This is a genomic window from Streptomyces sp. LE64, from assembly GCF_052606915.1.
Map to the genome: position 1 here is coordinate 2,435,792 of NZ_CP199708.1, position 13,073 is coordinate 2,448,864.

General features: G+C 73.7%; 15 protein-coding genes. 10 read left to right on the top strand and 5 right to left on the bottom strand.

Annotated elements, in window-relative coordinates; all coding sequences use genetic code 11:
• Window positions 1–15: 15 nt before the first annotated feature.
• The 4 genes from ACSMX9_RS10935 (at window position 16) to ACSMX9_RS10950 (ending at window position 3,687) form a co-directional block, all read left to right on the top strand.
• Window positions 16–990 (top strand): hypothetical protein, encoded by a 975-nt coding sequence (locus ACSMX9_RS10935; protein WP_445401956.1) that lies wholly within the window; start codon window positions 16–18, stop codon window positions 988–990.
• Window positions 987–1,370, top strand: coding sequence for a hypothetical protein (locus ACSMX9_RS10940; protein ID WP_445401958.1), 384 nt, complete (start codon window positions 987–989; stop codon window positions 1,368–1,370). The genes ACSMX9_RS10935 and ACSMX9_RS10940 overlap by 4 nt, the downstream gene beginning before the upstream one ends.
• 140 nt (window positions 1,371–1,510) lie before the next feature.
• Window positions 1,511–2,092: a Pycsar system effector family protein gene (locus ACSMX9_RS10945; RefSeq protein WP_445401960.1), complete on the top strand. Its 582-nt coding sequence runs from the start codon at window positions 1,511–1,513 to the stop codon at window positions 2,090–2,092.
• Between the two features lie 293 nt (window positions 2,093–2,385).
• Window positions 2,386–3,687, top strand: a complete 1,302-nt coding sequence (locus tag ACSMX9_RS10950) for a glycosyltransferase family 4 protein (RefSeq protein WP_445401962.1) — start codon at window positions 2,386–2,388, stop codon at window positions 3,685–3,687.
• Between the two features lie 55 nt (window positions 3,688–3,742).
• On the opposite strand, the gene ACSMX9_RS10955 is transcribed toward ACSMX9_RS10950, so the two are convergent.
• The 3 genes from ACSMX9_RS10955 to ACSMX9_RS10965 form a co-directional block, all read right to left on the bottom strand.
• Window positions 3,743–4,417, bottom strand: coding sequence for an FMN reductase (locus tag ACSMX9_RS10955; RefSeq protein ID WP_445401964.1), 675 nt, complete (start codon window positions 4,415–4,417; stop codon window positions 3,743–3,745).
• Complete coding sequence (locus tag ACSMX9_RS10960; protein ID WP_351246724.1) at window positions 4,414–5,526, bottom strand: LLM class flavin-dependent oxidoreductase; 1,113 nt, start codon at window positions 5,524–5,526, stop codon at window positions 4,414–4,416. The genes ACSMX9_RS10955 and ACSMX9_RS10960 overlap by 4 nt, the downstream gene beginning before the upstream one ends.
• 152 nt (window positions 5,527–5,678) lie before the next feature.
• On the bottom strand, window positions 5,679–6,314 hold the full coding sequence (locus ACSMX9_RS10965) for a TIGR03086 family metal-binding protein (RefSeq protein WP_445401966.1): 636 nt from the start codon (window positions 6,312–6,314) through the stop codon (window positions 5,679–5,681).
• An 83-nt stretch (window positions 6,315–6,397) separates the two neighbouring features.
• Here ACSMX9_RS10965 and ACSMX9_RS10970 point away from each other — a divergent pair, with 83 nt between their 5' ends.
• The gene (locus tag ACSMX9_RS10970) at window positions 6,398–7,234 is read left to right on the top strand and encodes an AraC family transcriptional regulator (protein WP_445401968.1); all 837 of its coding nucleotides are present in this window, start codon (window positions 6,398–6,400) and stop codon (window positions 7,232–7,234) included.
• Window positions 7,235–7,265: 31 nt separating this feature from the next.
• Here the strand turns inward: ACSMX9_RS10970 and ACSMX9_RS10975 are convergent, their stop codons facing one another.
• Window positions 7,266–7,808 carry a hypothetical protein gene (locus tag ACSMX9_RS10975; protein WP_445401970.1) on the bottom strand — a complete coding sequence of 181 codons (543 nt, stop codon included), beginning with the start codon at window positions 7,806–7,808 and terminating at the stop codon, window positions 7,266–7,268.
• Between the two features lie 182 nt (window positions 7,809–7,990).
• Between ACSMX9_RS10975 and ACSMX9_RS10980 the strand changes: the two genes are divergently transcribed.
• The 3 genes from ACSMX9_RS10980 (at window position 7,991) to ACSMX9_RS10990 (ending at window position 9,484) form a co-directional block, all read left to right on the top strand.
• Window positions 7,991–8,329 (top strand): YnfA family protein, encoded by a 339-nt coding sequence (locus ACSMX9_RS10980; RefSeq protein WP_445401972.1) that lies wholly within the window; start codon window positions 7,991–7,993, stop codon window positions 8,327–8,329.
• A gap of 145 nt (window positions 8,330–8,474) precedes the next feature.
• Window positions 8,475–9,272, top strand: a complete 798-nt coding sequence (locus ACSMX9_RS10985; RefSeq protein ID WP_445401974.1) for an SDR family NAD(P)-dependent oxidoreductase — start codon at window positions 8,475–8,477, stop codon at window positions 9,270–9,272.
• Complete coding sequence (locus ACSMX9_RS10990; protein WP_445401976.1) at window positions 9,269–9,484, top strand: hypothetical protein; 216 nt, start codon at window positions 9,269–9,271, stop codon at window positions 9,482–9,484. Before ACSMX9_RS10985 ends, ACSMX9_RS10990 begins: the two co-directional genes overlap by 4 nt.
• 221 nt (window positions 9,485–9,705) lie before the next feature.
• Here the strand turns inward: ACSMX9_RS10990 and ACSMX9_RS10995 are convergent, their stop codons facing one another.
• Window positions 9,706–10,899, bottom strand: a complete 1,194-nt coding sequence (locus ACSMX9_RS10995; RefSeq protein ID WP_445401978.1) for an RtcB family protein — start codon at window positions 10,897–10,899, stop codon at window positions 9,706–9,708.
• A gap of 216 nt (window positions 10,900–11,115) precedes the next feature.
• Here ACSMX9_RS10995 and ACSMX9_RS11000 point away from each other — a divergent pair, with 216 nt between their 5' ends.
• Window positions 11,116–11,961: a DUF3558 domain-containing protein gene (locus ACSMX9_RS11000; protein ID WP_445401980.1), complete on the top strand. Its 846-nt coding sequence runs from the start codon at window positions 11,116–11,118 to the stop codon at window positions 11,959–11,961.
• A 123-nt stretch (window positions 11,962–12,084) separates the two neighbouring features.
• On the top strand, window positions 12,085–12,930 hold the full coding sequence (locus ACSMX9_RS11005; protein ID WP_445401982.1) for a DUF3558 family protein: 846 nt from the start codon (window positions 12,085–12,087) through the stop codon (window positions 12,928–12,930).
• The last annotated feature ends 143 nt before the right edge of the window (window positions 12,931–13,073 follow it).

Below are 13,073 nucleotides of genomic sequence, written 5' to 3' on the forward strand. Positions count from 1 at the left end.
CCGCAGGAGCAGCACATGCCGATCGTCAACGACCCGGTGCGTCAGGTACGGAACCTGGGCCGCTTCGAGTTCGTCCGCAACCGACCGCCGACCTACGCCGAGCGCGCCCTGGTGTTCCTCACCTCCGGCGGTCGGCCCCGGACGTACCTCCCCAACCGGCAGCCCACCCGGGGCGAGTTGCTGAACAGCAACTTCCGGACCCTGTACGAGGTGGACATGGCGCTTCAGCGCATGTCGCTGGAGCACCGGCTGCCGAGCGAGGGGGACGCCGCGTTCTTCACCGCGGAGACCGATCTGACCTGGCGGGTCGTGGAGCCGGCCACCGTGGTGGAGCACCAGGTGCGGGACGTGCGGGCGCTGTTGGAGCCGCGGATGCTGACCCGGATGCGCCGGGCGAGCCGGCGGTACGCCATCGAGGAGAGCGCGGCGGCGGAGGTCGCGGTCGCGGAGGCCCTGGCTGCGGAGCCGCTCGCCGAGGACCTGGGGCTGCACGTCCTGTGCGAGGTGCGGCTCGGCCTGGACACCGAGGCGGTGGACCAGCTGTCCTCGCTGCGCGCCCTGGACTACACCAAGGACCGCACGCGCAGCGAGCACGAGTTGACCCGGTTGCGCACCGACAACGAGCAGGAGGTCATGGAGGCGCGCAGCACCTTCTACGCCCGGTTGCTGTCGCAGGGCGAGTTCGAGCGCTGGGGCGCCCACCTGGCGCAGAACCCGGCGGACATCCCGTTGGCGATCGAGTCCATCCGCGACGACGAGCGGGAGGCCAGCGCCAACCAGATCCGGGTCATCGAGCGGGTCCTGGACTCGGGGGCGGTGGAGGACCACATGGTGGAGGACGCCGCCCGGGCGGCGCTGGCGGCGGTGAAGGAGCGGCTGAACGACGCCGGCCGCGGCCGGACCCGCAAGCAGCCCCTGTACCGGGAGCAGTTGGAGCAGGGTCCTGCCCACCCGGACGAGGAGACGGACGCCCCCCAGGACCCGCGGTGAACGGCTTCGCGGAGTACGAGGCGCTGGTCCTGCCCGCCCTGGTGGCCGGCATCGCCGGGTACGTGCTGTTGCGGTGGGCGGCGGTCCCGCTGCTGAACCATGCGCTGACCGGCCTGGAGTGCCTGGTGAACGTGCTGGTCGCGGGGGTGCTGCTGCCCGAGTACTACTGGACCCGGGCCCAGCGCCGGTTGTCCGGCCAGGCCGCGCCCTTCGCCTACGCCTACGGGGACGCGGTGTGCGCGGTCGCGAGCGCCGGGCAGCGCTGTGCGGGCACGGTGCTGGGCGCGTTGCGCGAGGCGGCCGGGCGGCTGGGGCACCGGGGCTCGCTCTGCGGCGGGCTGTTGCTGGCGGCCGTGCTGGTGTGGTCCGGTCGGCCGTGAACCGGGGTGGAGCGGTGTCGACGGCCGACTCCGTCCACCGGTGTGCGACGCCGCGGAGGCGGGAGGACGGAGCCGCCGAACGAGAAGGCACCGAACGACGGGGCGCGGGACGGGAAGGCACCGGACGAGGAGGACCGACGATGACGGACGCCACACTTTCGACGGCCGGGGCCGGCGCGGGCGACCCGTGCCCCACCGGGGCCGCAGCGGGCGCGGACCCCGCCGTCCCCGCCCTCCCGGCCGCCGGGGCACAGACGGCGGAGCGGCTGCTGTCCGAGGTGCGGGCCGAGATCGGGCGGGCCGACACCAAGGCGTCGGTGCTCATCGGCGCCCTGGGGATGTGCGCGGGGGTCGTCCTCACCACCTACTGGAGCCATGTGCCGGTGAGCGGGCTGAGCCGCTTCATGGGCATGGCGACCCTGCTGACCTGGGCCTGTGCCCTGGGCTTCCTGTTGTTCGCGACGGCTCCCCGTTATCGGGCGAGCCGTTGGAGCAGCGGCGCCCCCCTGACGTACTTCCTGGACATCCGTCGGGCGGCGGGGTCCGGGGTGCTCGCCGACGCCCTGCGCACCACGGAGCGGGAGCCGTTGGCGGGGTTGGTGATAGCGCTGCGCGACACCAGCGACATCGCGGCGGCCAAGCACCGGTGGATCAGGACGGGGCTGGTGTGCTTCCTGGTGGGGGCGGTCGCCCTGGCGGGGAGCGCGCTGGCCGCGGTCTGACCCGGGGCGCACGCCCCGGTGGGACGGGGCCCGGCGCGGATGCTTCCCGCCGCCGCCGTCCGCGGCTCGTAACCCGATCCCGTCGAAGGGCGTTCCAGGGGTGTACGCCGTGCGCCCCTGCGCGGGCGTGCTGGGACGTGTGCGCGTGTGGTGCGCGGCGCGGTGGGAAGCGGGAGGCAGCACGTGCAACGACCGAAGTGTCGAGACGGGGGCGCACGCGCCGTGCCGGCCCGCGCACCGGCCGGCGCGGACGGCCGGCGCCCGCGGGGCCGCTCGGGACGGGGGCGCCGCCGGTGAGGATCACCTTCCTGCTGCACAACGCGTACGCGATCGGCGGCACCATCCGCACCACCTACAACCTCGCGGGCGCGCTCGCGGAGCGCCACGAGGTGGAGATCGTGTCGATGATGCGGCACCGGGGGGTGCCCCGGTTCGCCGTGCCGCCCGGGGTGCGGATCGTGCCCCTGGTGGACCTCCGTCCGGGCAGCGCGGACGCCGCGCTGCCCGCGTACCGGGAACCGGCCCGGGACTTCCCGGTCGAGGACAAGCGGCACCACCAGTACAGCCGGCTGGTCGACCTGCGGGTGCGGGAGTACCTGAGGGGCTGCGCGGCCGAGGTGGTCATCGGCACCCGGCCCGGGGTCAACGTGTACCTGGCGCGGTTCGGTCCGGCGGGCGCGCTGCGGATCGCCCAGGAGCACCTGCGCCACGACGCGCACGGCAAGGCCCTGCGGGGGGTGCTGGCCCGGCACTACCGCACCCTGGACGCGCTGGTGACGATCACCGAGGCGGACGCGGCGGCCTATCGGGCGCGGATGCGGTTGCCGGGGGTGCCGGTGGTCGCGGTGCCGAACATCGTGCCGGCGCCGGACGTGCCGCCCTCGGACGGCTCGGCGAAGGTCGTCGTCGCGGCGGGGCGGCTGGCCAAGGGGAAACGGTTCGACCTGCTGATCGACGCCTTCCGGGTGGTCGCCGACAAGCAGCCGGACTGGCGGTTGCGGATCTACGGCGGCGGGGCGGCGCGGGAGCGGCTGCAACGGCGCATCGACCGGTTGGCCCTGGCGGACCGGGCCGCGCTGATGGGGCCCCGCTCCCCCATCGAGCCGGAGTTCGCGAAGGCGTCCCTGCTGGTCTCCGCGTCGGACGCGGAGTCGTTCGGGATGACCCTGGTGGAGGCGATGCGGTGCGGGGTGCCGGTGGTCAGCACGGACTGTCCGCTGGGTCCGGCCGAGATCGTCCGGGACGGGGTGGACGGCCGGCTGGTGCCGATGGGCGACGGCGACGCCCTGGCGGCGGCGATGCTGGAACTGATCGACGACGACGCGGCCCGCCGGGCGATGGGCGCTGCCGCCCGGGAGGGGGCCCGGCGCTACGACCCGGCGCCGATCGTCGACCGCTACGAGCGGCTGTTCGCGGAGTTGGGCGCCAGCCGCAGGAGGCGCGGCTGGCAGCGCACCCGCGCCCGGTACGCGGCGTCCTTGGCGCGCCGGCGCCGGACGTTCCTGCGGCACGTGCGCGGCTCGCGGCCGGGGCGGTGGCTGCGGCGGCTGCGGCGCGCCCGACGGGCGCGGGGCGCGGGCGGCGCCGGGGCGTGAGCGTGCGCGGGGCGCCGTTCGGGCGCCCCGCGCACGGGGGGTGGGGTGGGCGGGGTCAGCGCACCTTCAGGGCGGCGAGTTGCTGCTCGAAGGGGACGACCCGGTCCTTGAGGGAGCCGGTGCCCAGCGGGCGGTCCTCCACCGAGCCGACGGTGCGCGGGGCCCGGCCCTGCGCCGGGCCGTCGCCCCGGTCCTGCGGGGGCACCTCGGCGGTGGGCCGGGGCGCCAGCAGGGCGGCGAGTTCCCCGGCCGCCCGGTCGACGCGCTCGGCGAGCCCCTCGGCGCCGAAGTCCTCGGACGCCGCGTACACCCCGGTGGGGACGACCACGGCCCGCAGGTAGCCGAAGAGCGGCCGGAGGGCGTGGTCGAGGACCAGCGAGTGCCGTCCGGTGCCGCCGGTGGCGGCGATCAGGACCGGCTTCCCGGTCAGCGCGTCCTTGTCGATCACGTCGAAGAACGACTTGAACAGTCCGCTGTAGGAGGCCGAGAACACGGGCGACACCACGATCAGCGCGTCCGCGTCCGCCACCGACTCCAGGGCCTTCTCCAGGTTCGGGCCGGGGAACTTGGTGACGAAGTTGTGCGCGATCTCGACGGCGAGGTCCCGCAGCTCGATCACCTCGACGTCGGTGTCCGGCACCCGCCGCACCGTGGACTCGGCGAGCCGGTCGGCGAGCAGCCGGGTGGACGAGGGGGCGCTCAGTCCTGCGGATACGACCACGAGCTTCATGCGCTCGTCACCTCCTGCTCCTTCGAGTGGTCGCCGGCGTCACGCGCGGCGAGCAGACTGGCGTGGGTGGGGGCCTCCGGCACGCCGGCCGGACGGTTCTTGGCGAACTCCTCGCGCAGCACCGGCACGACCTCCTCGCCGAGCAGGTCGAGCTGCTCCAGGGCGGTCTTCAGCGGCAGGCCCGCGTGGTCCACGAGGAACAGCTGGCGCTGGTAGTCGCCGGCGTACTCGCGGAAGGACAGCGTCTTCTCGATGACCTCCTGCGGGGAGCCCACGGTCAGCGGCGTCTGCTGGCTGAACTCCTCCAGCGACGGCCCGTGTCCGTAGACGGGCGCGTTGTCGAAGTACGGGCGGAACTCGCGGACCGCGTCCTGGGAGTTCTTCCGCAGGAACACGTGGCCGCCGAGACCGACGACGGCCTGTTCGGCCGTGCCGTGCCCGTAGTGGGCGTACCGCTCGCGGTACAGCTCCACCATCCGCTGGGTGTGCTGCTTGGGCCAGAAGATGTTGTTGTGGAAGAACCCGTCACCGTAGTACGCGGCCTGTTCCGCGATCTCCGGCGAGCGGATCGAGCCGTGCCAGACGAAGGGCGGCAGCCCGTCCAGGGGCCGCGGGGTCGAGGTGAACGACTGGAGCGGCGAACGGAAGTTGCCCTCCCAGTCGACCACGTCCTCGCGCCACAGGCGGTGCAGCAGCGCGTAGTTCTCGATCGCGAGCGGGATGCCCTGCCGGATGTCCTGACCGAACCACGGGTAGACCGGGCCGGTGTTGCCGCGGCCCATCATCACGTCGACGCGGCCGTTCGCGAGGTGCTGGAGCATCGCGAAGTCCTCGGCGATCTTCACCGGGTCGTTGGTGGTGATGAGGGTGGTCGAGGTGGAGAGGATCAGGTTCTCGGTGCGGGCGGCGATCCAGCCGAGCATGGTCGTCGGCGAGGAGGGGACGAACGGCGGGTTGTGGTGCTCGCCGGTCGCGAAGACGTCGAGGCCCACCTCTTCGGCCTTGACCGCGAGGGCCGTCATGGCCTTGATCCGCTCGTGCTCGGTCGGGACGCGTCCGTTCGTGGGGTCCGGCGTGACGTCGCCGACGGTGAAGATCCCGAACTGCATGGCTGCTCACCCTTCGAAATGGTTGATTCTTCAACTACATGTATCGGAACCGTACCCCACCTCCAGGTATTCCCGCACCTCGCGGGCGCACCCGCAGGGGCCAGGACGGCCCGCCCGCGCGCACCCTCCGGACCCCTCCGCCACACCCTCCGTCACGCGTCGTCACCGTCCGGCGGCTTCCAGCCCGGGTCCCGCCCGGTCAGCGCCAGCAGCCGCGCCCACCGGTCCGCCCCCGCCGCCGCCACCGGCTCGCCGAACATCCCCATCGCCCGCGCCGTGGGCGCCATCTCCGCCACCGCCCGCTCCAGCACGCCGACCACGCCCGCCCCGTCCGGATCCGGGTCGTACGGCACCCCGAGCGCCCGCGCCAGGTCCCAGCCGTGCACGGCCAGGTCCAGCAGCACCATGCAGCCCACCGTCCGCGCCGGCAGGTCCATCGCCCCCGTGGTGCCCTGCTCCGCGCCCGGCGACGACCACGCCCGTACCAGCTCCCCCACCGCCCCGGCGAACCCCTCCCGCCACTCGGGATCCGCGCCCAGCCGGTCGGGGGTGACACTGAAGTCGGACAGCCGCTTCAGGGCCAGCTCGCGGAACTCCACCACCACGTGGAACAGGTGGTTCACCAGCGCCCGCACGTCGTACTCGGCACACGGCGTCGGGGCGCCCCCGGCCGACCCGCCGGGCGGAACCGCCCGGACCAGCGCCGCCGCGGCCCGCCCGGCGGAGTCCAGCAGCGGGCCCAGCGGAGGCTCGGAAACGGGAGCGGCGCCCGTAGGAAGATCACTCATGTGTTCACCGCAAGAAGGCGCCACGGCCTCCGCTTGAACAAACGCGACACCTCACCACGAACACCCCCGCATACGATTCCCCCATGCCAGCGCCACGCCAAGACACCCGGGGCATCGTCAACGCCGCCGACCTGCTCAGCCGCGTACGCTTCCGCCGCCACGAACCCGCCCCCCGGCTCCGCCCCTACCTGGAGCACTACTGGCTGATCGACTGGGACCTCCCCCAGCCGTACGCCACCCACGTCGTCCCCCACCCGTCCGTCAACATCGTGTTCCAGCGGTACGCGCGCCAGGAACCGTTCGCCGAGGTCGCCGGCGTCGGACTCGACCTGTTCAGCCAGGAGATCACCGCCGTGGGCCGCGTCTGCGGCGTCCAGTTCCGCCCCGGCGGCTTCCGTCCCTTCGCCCCGCAGGCGCCCGTCGCCGAATGGACCGGCCGCCGCCTCGCCCTCCCCGCCGTCTTCCCCGACCCCGCCCACGCCCCGGCCCTCGCCGGCGCCCTCGACGCCGTCCTCGCCCCGGACGACGACCACGCACGCGTGGCCGCCCTCGACGCCCTCCTGCTGGGCCTCGGCCCGCACGGCCGGGGCCCCGAACCCGACCCCCAGGCCGACCTCGCCATGACCCTGGTGGACCGCATCCGCCGGGACCGCTCCATCCGCCGGGTCGGGGACTTCGCCCGCGACCAGGAACTCCCCGTCCGGTCCCTGCAACGCCTCTTCGCCGCCTACGTCGGCGTCGGCCCCAAGTGGATCATCCTCCGCTACCGCATCCACGAGGCCCTGGAACGCGCCGAGGACGAACGCGCCGTCGACTGGGCCGGGCTCGCCGCCGACCTCGGCTACGCGGACCAGGCCCACCTCGTCCGCGACTTCACCGCCACCATCGGCGTCCCCCCGACCGTCCACGCCGCCCACTGACCCCGCCCCGCACCAGACCGGACGCCCCCGCTCAGAAGCGGTAGACGTCCCCCGTGTCCAGCACCAGCACCTCGTGCACGTCGTTGTCCGGGTTGGTGTCCTGCGCACCGCCGCGCCACGGCGTGTCGATCCGCAGGGTCACCTCCGCCGGAGCACCCCGCAACACCAGCCCCACCTCCACCCGCTCCCCCAGCCCGCCCGCCGTCAGGGCGCCCGTACGGCACAGCACGGACGCCCGGCCCGCCCGCACGCACGCCCCCGGCAACGCCTGCTCGACGGCGAGCGGCACCGACCAGTCCAGCCGCACCGTCGCCCCGTCCACGTCGGACGGCCCGTGGTTCTGCGGGACGAGCACCAGATCGACCCGTCCGCCGGCCAGCGTCACGGCGCCGTGCTGCGCCAGGTCCGCCTCCACCACCGCCGGCTCCGCCCCGGCCGCCCCCGACGGCAGCGGCCCCGCTCCCCCCGCCACCACGCCCACCAGCACCACGGCCCCCACCGCCGCCCCGCGCCGGCCCCGGCGCCGCGTCCGCTCCACCGCCCCCGTACCGCCCGTCGACCCTGCTGCCCGCACCGGCCCGCGCCTCCTCCGCACCCAACCGAACGGCTCGCGCCCGGCCCCGGGTCGGGACGGCGCGGACCGGACGTCGAAGCCGGGCACCCGCACGGCCTCCGGGACGATGTATCCCCGCTGGAGTCCCGCACAGGCGCCACCCAACAGGTGATGCAGGCCACCCGCATGACAGCCTGGGCCCCATGCTGACCTCCCGTTCCGTACTGCTCTTCGCCCTCGCCGCCCTGTTCGAGATCGGCGGCGCCTGGCTCGTCTGGCAGGGCGTGCGGGAGCACCGCGGCTGGGTGTGGATCGGGGCCGGCGTCATCGCCCTCGGCATCTACGGCTTCGTGGCGACGCTCCAGCCCGACGCCGAGTTCGGCCGGGTCCTGGCCGCCTACGGCGGGGTCTTCGTCGCCGGCTCGATCGCCTGGGGCGCGGTCGCCGACGGCTACCGGCCCGACCGGTGGGACGTGACCGGCGCACTCATCTGCCTCGCCGGCATGGCCGTCATCATGTACGCACCCAGAAGCGGCAGCTGACCCCCTGACCGTCACGAAAAAGACCTGGTCAACAAGGGTGCCGCAGAGTTATCCACAGGCCCCCACACGATCCTCCGCCCCGGCCTATCCTGATTCCGGCGACGCAACCGCGCCACCAGCCGCCCGCAGGCCGAGGAGTCCCCGCATGCCCAGCACGGACACCACCCCCCTCTCCTCCAGCGCACCCCCGCCCGGGCGCACGGCGGTGGTGACCGGCGCCAGCAGCGGAATCGGCGCGGCCACCGCACGCCGCCTCGCCGCCGAGGGCTACCACGTGGTGCTCACCGCCCGCCGCAAGGACCGCATCGACGCCCTGGCGACCGAGTTGACCGCAGCGGGCCACCGGGCCACCGCCCACCCCCTCGACGTCACCGACCGCGCGGCCGTGGAGTCGTTCGCCGCCGCCCTGGAGCGGTGCACGGTCCTGGTGAACAACGCGGGCGGAGCCCTCGGCGCCGATCCGGTCGCCACCGGCGACCCGGCCGACTGGCGACGCATGTACGAGACCAACGTCCTGGGCACCCTGCACGTCACCCAGTGCCTGCTGCCCGCCCTGGAGGCCAGCGGCGACGGCACGGTCGTCGTGGTGTCCTCCACCGCCGGCCACGGCACCTACGAGGGCGGCGGCGGGTACGTCGCGGCCAAGCACGCCGAGCACGTCCTCGCCGAGACCCTCCGACTGGAGATAGTGGGGCGCCCGGTGCGGGTAGTCGAGGTGGCGCCGGGCATGGTGAAGACGGAGGAGTTCGCGACCACCCGGTTCCGCGGGGACGCCGAGAAGGCCGCCCGGGTCTACGCGGGGGTGGCCGAGCCGCTGACCGCCGACGACGTCGCCGACACCATCGCCTGGGCCGTCACCCGCCCCAGCCACGTCAACGTCGACCTCCTGGTGGTGCGTCCCCGCGCCCAGGCGTCCAACACGAAGGTCCACCGCGCACGATGACCGACGAACCGCACCCCACCGACCGACCGGCCGCCCCCGCGGACCCCGGCGGGCCCGTGCCCGGCCCGGACGGGCCCGGCGCGGCCGACGCCCGCCGCCACGCCGAGGAGAGACGCACCGAGCGCCAGGTCTGGTGGTACCTGGCCTACTTCCTCTTCGGCATCCACCTGGTCGCCTTCGTCATGATCTTCGCGGTGCGGCACGGCAAGTGACCGGGGCGGTGCGTCCGGTCGGGCCGGCCGGACGCACCGGCGGCCACCACGACCGACCGCACGCCGGCGCGCCTCGAAGGCGAGCGCCGTCACGGTCCCGGACGCCCGTCCCCGAGGGCCGAAGCATGTCGAGAGCAGTCGGCGCCTTGTGCCCGGGGCACACGACGGGGGGCAACGCAGAGGGGCGGGAGGGGAGGGGAGGGGGGAGGGCCCCCACCCCGTCACCCCTTCACACAAACGACCTGCTTCAGCTTGGCCACCACCTGCACCAGGTCCTGCTGCTGCCCGATGACCTGCTCGATCGGCTTGTAGGCGCCGGGGATCTCGTCCACGACCCCGGCGTCCTTGCGGCACTCGACGCCCCGGGTCTGGTCCGCCAGGTCCTGCACGGAGAACCGCCGTTTCGCCGCGTTGCGGCTCATCCGGCGACCGGCGCCGTGCGAGGCGGAGTTGAACGACTTCTCGTTGCCGAGCCCGCGCACGATGTACGAGCCGGTGCCCATGGAGCCGGGGATGATGCCGTAGTCACCGGAGCCGGCGCGGATGGCGCCCTTGCGGGTGACCAGCAGGTCCATGCCGTCGTACCGCTCCTCGGCCACGTAGTTGTGGTGGCAGGAGATCTCCGGCTCGAAGGCGACCCTGGCCGCGCGGAACTCCTTGCGGACGACGTCCTTCAGCAGCGACATCATCAGCGCGCGGTTGTACTTGGCGTACTCCTGTGCCCAGAAGAGGTCGTTGCGGTAGGCGGCCATCTGCGGGGTGCCGGTGACGAAGACGGCGAGGTCGCGGTCGACGATGCCCTGGTTGTGCGGGAGCGACCGGGCGACGCCGATGTGGTGCTCGGCGAGTTCCTTGCCGATGTTGCGCGAGCCGGAGTGCAGCATCAGCCACACGGAGTCGTCGGTGGCGATGCACACCTCCACGAAGTGGTTGCCGCCGCCGAGCGTCCCCATCTGCTTGACCGCCCGCTCCTGGCGGAAGTGCACCGCGTCGGCGATCCCCCCGAACCGGTTCCAGAATCCGTCCCACCCGGCGGTGGCGAACCCGTGGAAGCGGCCCGGGTCGACGGCCTCGTCGTGCATGGCGCGGCCGACCGGGATGGCCTCCTCGATCTTCGTCCGCAGTCGGGACAGGTCGCCGGGGAGGTCGCCGGCGGTCAGCGAGGTGCGGACGGCGGACATCCCGCAGCCGATGTCCACTCCGACCGCTGCGGGACACACGGCGTCCTGCATCGCGATGACCGAACCGACCGTGGCGCCCTTGCCGTAGTGGACGTCCGGCATCACGGCGAGACCCTTGATCCACGGCAGGGTGGCGACGTTCCGGAGCTGCTGCATCGCCCCGTCCTCCACCGTGGTCGGATCGGCCCACATCCGGATGGGTACCTGGGCGCCCGGAACCTCCACGTACGACATAGCGTCCTCTTTCCCCCATAACCGATAAAAAAGTAGTGAAGCGCAAATAACCGGAGCCAAGGTCACGAAAAGGATGGTGGACCGGCGTTCACGGCCGTGCGTGCGATACACATTGTGTCGGCCGGTCCCTCCCTCACGGCAAGCGATTAAGCCTCCGCAGGGCCCGGCCGCGTTCCCGCGCCCCCGGCGCGCACCGGATCGAGAGGAGCCATCACCGTGCAGCGGAAGGCGTACCCGCCGGGCATCGCCGTGCTCCTCACGGCGGCCCTGCTCACGGGCTGCACCAACGGATCCGACCCGGACGCCGAGCCGGCCGACGCCAAGCAGGGCGGCCCCGGGGCCACCGCGCCCGCCGCCGAACCGGGGCGCCACCGCACCCTGCCCGAGCCCTGCGGGGCCGTGGACCGCGACACGCTCGACTCGCTGCTGCCCGGCGTCAAGGAACAGCCGGACGAGGAGCAGCGGGAGAAGGCGTACCAGGGCACGGCGACCGCCACCTACGACACCGACCGCAGGGTCGGTTGCCGTTGGAAGGCCGAGTCGGTCGACGCCACCCACCACCTGCTGGTCGACCTGGAACGGGTGGTGTCCTACGACGGCGAGGTCAGCGACGAGGACCGCGCCCAGGAGGTGTACGCGGCGAAGGAGGCCGAGGCGGACCTGCCCGCCCCGACCGCGAGCGCCTCCGAGGAACCGTCCGGCTCCGCCTCCGCCTCGACGGCGCCCTCCGGCTCCGCCTCTCCGGACGCCACCGGGTCCACCGCCCCGTCCGAGGGGGCGTCGGGTTCGGGCGACCCGTCCGAGGGGGCGGACTCCGTCGAGGACCTGCTGCCCCGGGTGCTGGACGATCTCGGTGACAGCGCCTTCCTCGACGACGCGCTGACCTCCTCGGGCTCCGCCCAGCACCGGGAGGTGACTGTGGTGTTCCGCACGTCCAACGTGGTGGTGACCATCGGGTACGAGGCCCAACCGACCCTCGCCGGTGCGCAGCCCGACAGCAAGGAGATGCAGGACAGCGCGCGCGCCCTGGCGTCCCGGTTGGTCGAGCGGCTCAGCGGGTGACCGGCGTCCCCCGGTCGGCCGCTCCTTCCGCCACCGGCCCGCCCCTCACCCGTTCGGCGTACCGTGACCCTTCGGACCACGTCCCCGGGCCCACCGATCCACCGCGTCACGAGTGAAGGAACCATGCACCGACCAGCACAGCGACTCACCCGCATCCTCGTCTGCGCGGCCACCGCAACGGTGATCGTCGGCGCGGCCGGCTGCTCCTCCGACTCCGAGGGCGGCGACGCCAAGGAGGGCGGGCCCAGCGCCTCGGCCTCCTCCTCCGCCGCGCCGAGCGCCTCCAGCGCGCCGCCGGCCGTGGAGAAGGCGAAGTTCTCGCGGCTGCCCAACGCCTGCGAGGCGCTGCCTAAGAAGGTCCGCGAGGACCTCGTCCCGAACGCCAAGTCCGGCAAGGCCGGTTCGTCGAACGAGGCGGACTCCCGCGGCACCTGCTCGTGGAGCAGCCTCGACAACAACGGGGTGGACGGCTCCCAGTTCCGTTGGCTGACCGTCTCGCTGCTGCGCCTGGACTCGGACCAGTCCCGTGGCTCCGGCGAGGAACTCGCCCGGGAGTACCTGACGAAGCAGGTGACGGACGCCAAGGCCACCGCGGGCGCGAAGAAGCTCACCGCGACCCCGCTGTCGGGGGCGGGCGACGAGGCGCAGACCATCGCCTACGACCTGAAGAAGAAGGAGGGCACCTTCAAGCAGCAGACGGTCGTGGCGCGGGTCGAGAACGTGGTGGTGACGGTGGACTACAACGGCGCTGGCCTCGCGGGGGACGCGACGCCCGGCGCGGACGCCCTCACCAAGGCGGCGCAGCGGGCGGCCAAGGAGGTGGTGTCCGCGGTCGTCGCCGCCAACGACACCGCGGCCGACGCCGCCGAAGAGGACCCGAAGGACGACAAGGGCACCAAGGACGCGAAGGACGACAAGGGTGACGCCGGTGAGGGCGCCGGCATGTCCATGTCCCCGTCGAAGTCCTGACGGTCCGGGCCGGCAGGCCCCTCCGAACGGCCCCCGCCGCTCCCGGCGGGGGCCGTCTCCGTCCGCGGGGCGAGCCCGTGGAGTGACGCGGGACGCCCCGCGGCGCCTGCTCCGACGACCGGTCGGCAGCAGTCCCACCAGCC

What these genes read in the sequence shown, in the direction of transcription:
- ACSMX9_RS10990 (WP_445401976.1), top strand. Translation starts at nt 9,269, where the DNA reads ATGACCGACGAACCGCACCCCACCGACCGACCGGCCGCCCCCGCGGAC.
- ACSMX9_RS10995 (WP_445401978.1), bottom strand. Translation starts at nt 10,899, where the DNA reads ATGTCGTACGTGGAGGTTCCGGGCGCCCAGGTACCCATCCGGATGTGG.
- ACSMX9_RS10970 (WP_445401968.1), top strand. Translation starts at nt 6,398, where the DNA reads ATGCCAGCGCCACGCCAAGACACCCGGGGCATCGTCAACGCCGCCGAC.
- ACSMX9_RS11005 (WP_445401982.1), top strand. Translation starts at nt 12,085, where the DNA reads ATGCACCGACCAGCACAGCGACTCACCCGCATCCTCGTCTGCGCGGCC.
- ACSMX9_RS10985 (WP_445401974.1), top strand. Translation starts at nt 8,475, where the DNA reads ATGCCCAGCACGGACACCACCCCCCTCTCCTCCAGCGCACCCCCGCCC.
- ACSMX9_RS10945 (WP_445401960.1), top strand. Translation starts at nt 1,511, where the DNA reads ATGACGGACGCCACACTTTCGACGGCCGGGGCCGGCGCGGGCGACCCG.
- ACSMX9_RS10955 (WP_445401964.1), bottom strand. Translation starts at nt 4,417, where the DNA reads ATGAAGCTCGTGGTCGTATCCGCAGGACTGAGCGCCCCCTCGTCCACC.
- ACSMX9_RS10965 (WP_445401966.1), bottom strand. Translation starts at nt 6,314, where the DNA reads ATGAGTGATCTTCCTACGGGCGCCGCTCCCGTTTCCGAGCCTCCGCTG.
- ACSMX9_RS10960 (WP_351246724.1), bottom strand. Translation starts at nt 5,526, where the DNA reads ATGCAGTTCGGGATCTTCACCGTCGGCGACGTCACGCCGGACCCCACG.
- ACSMX9_RS10935 (WP_445401956.1), top strand. Translation starts at nt 16, where the DNA reads ATGCCGATCGTCAACGACCCGGTGCGTCAGGTACGGAACCTGGGCCGC.
- ACSMX9_RS10980 (WP_445401972.1), top strand. Translation starts at nt 7,991, where the DNA reads ATGCTGACCTCCCGTTCCGTACTGCTCTTCGCCCTCGCCGCCCTGTTC.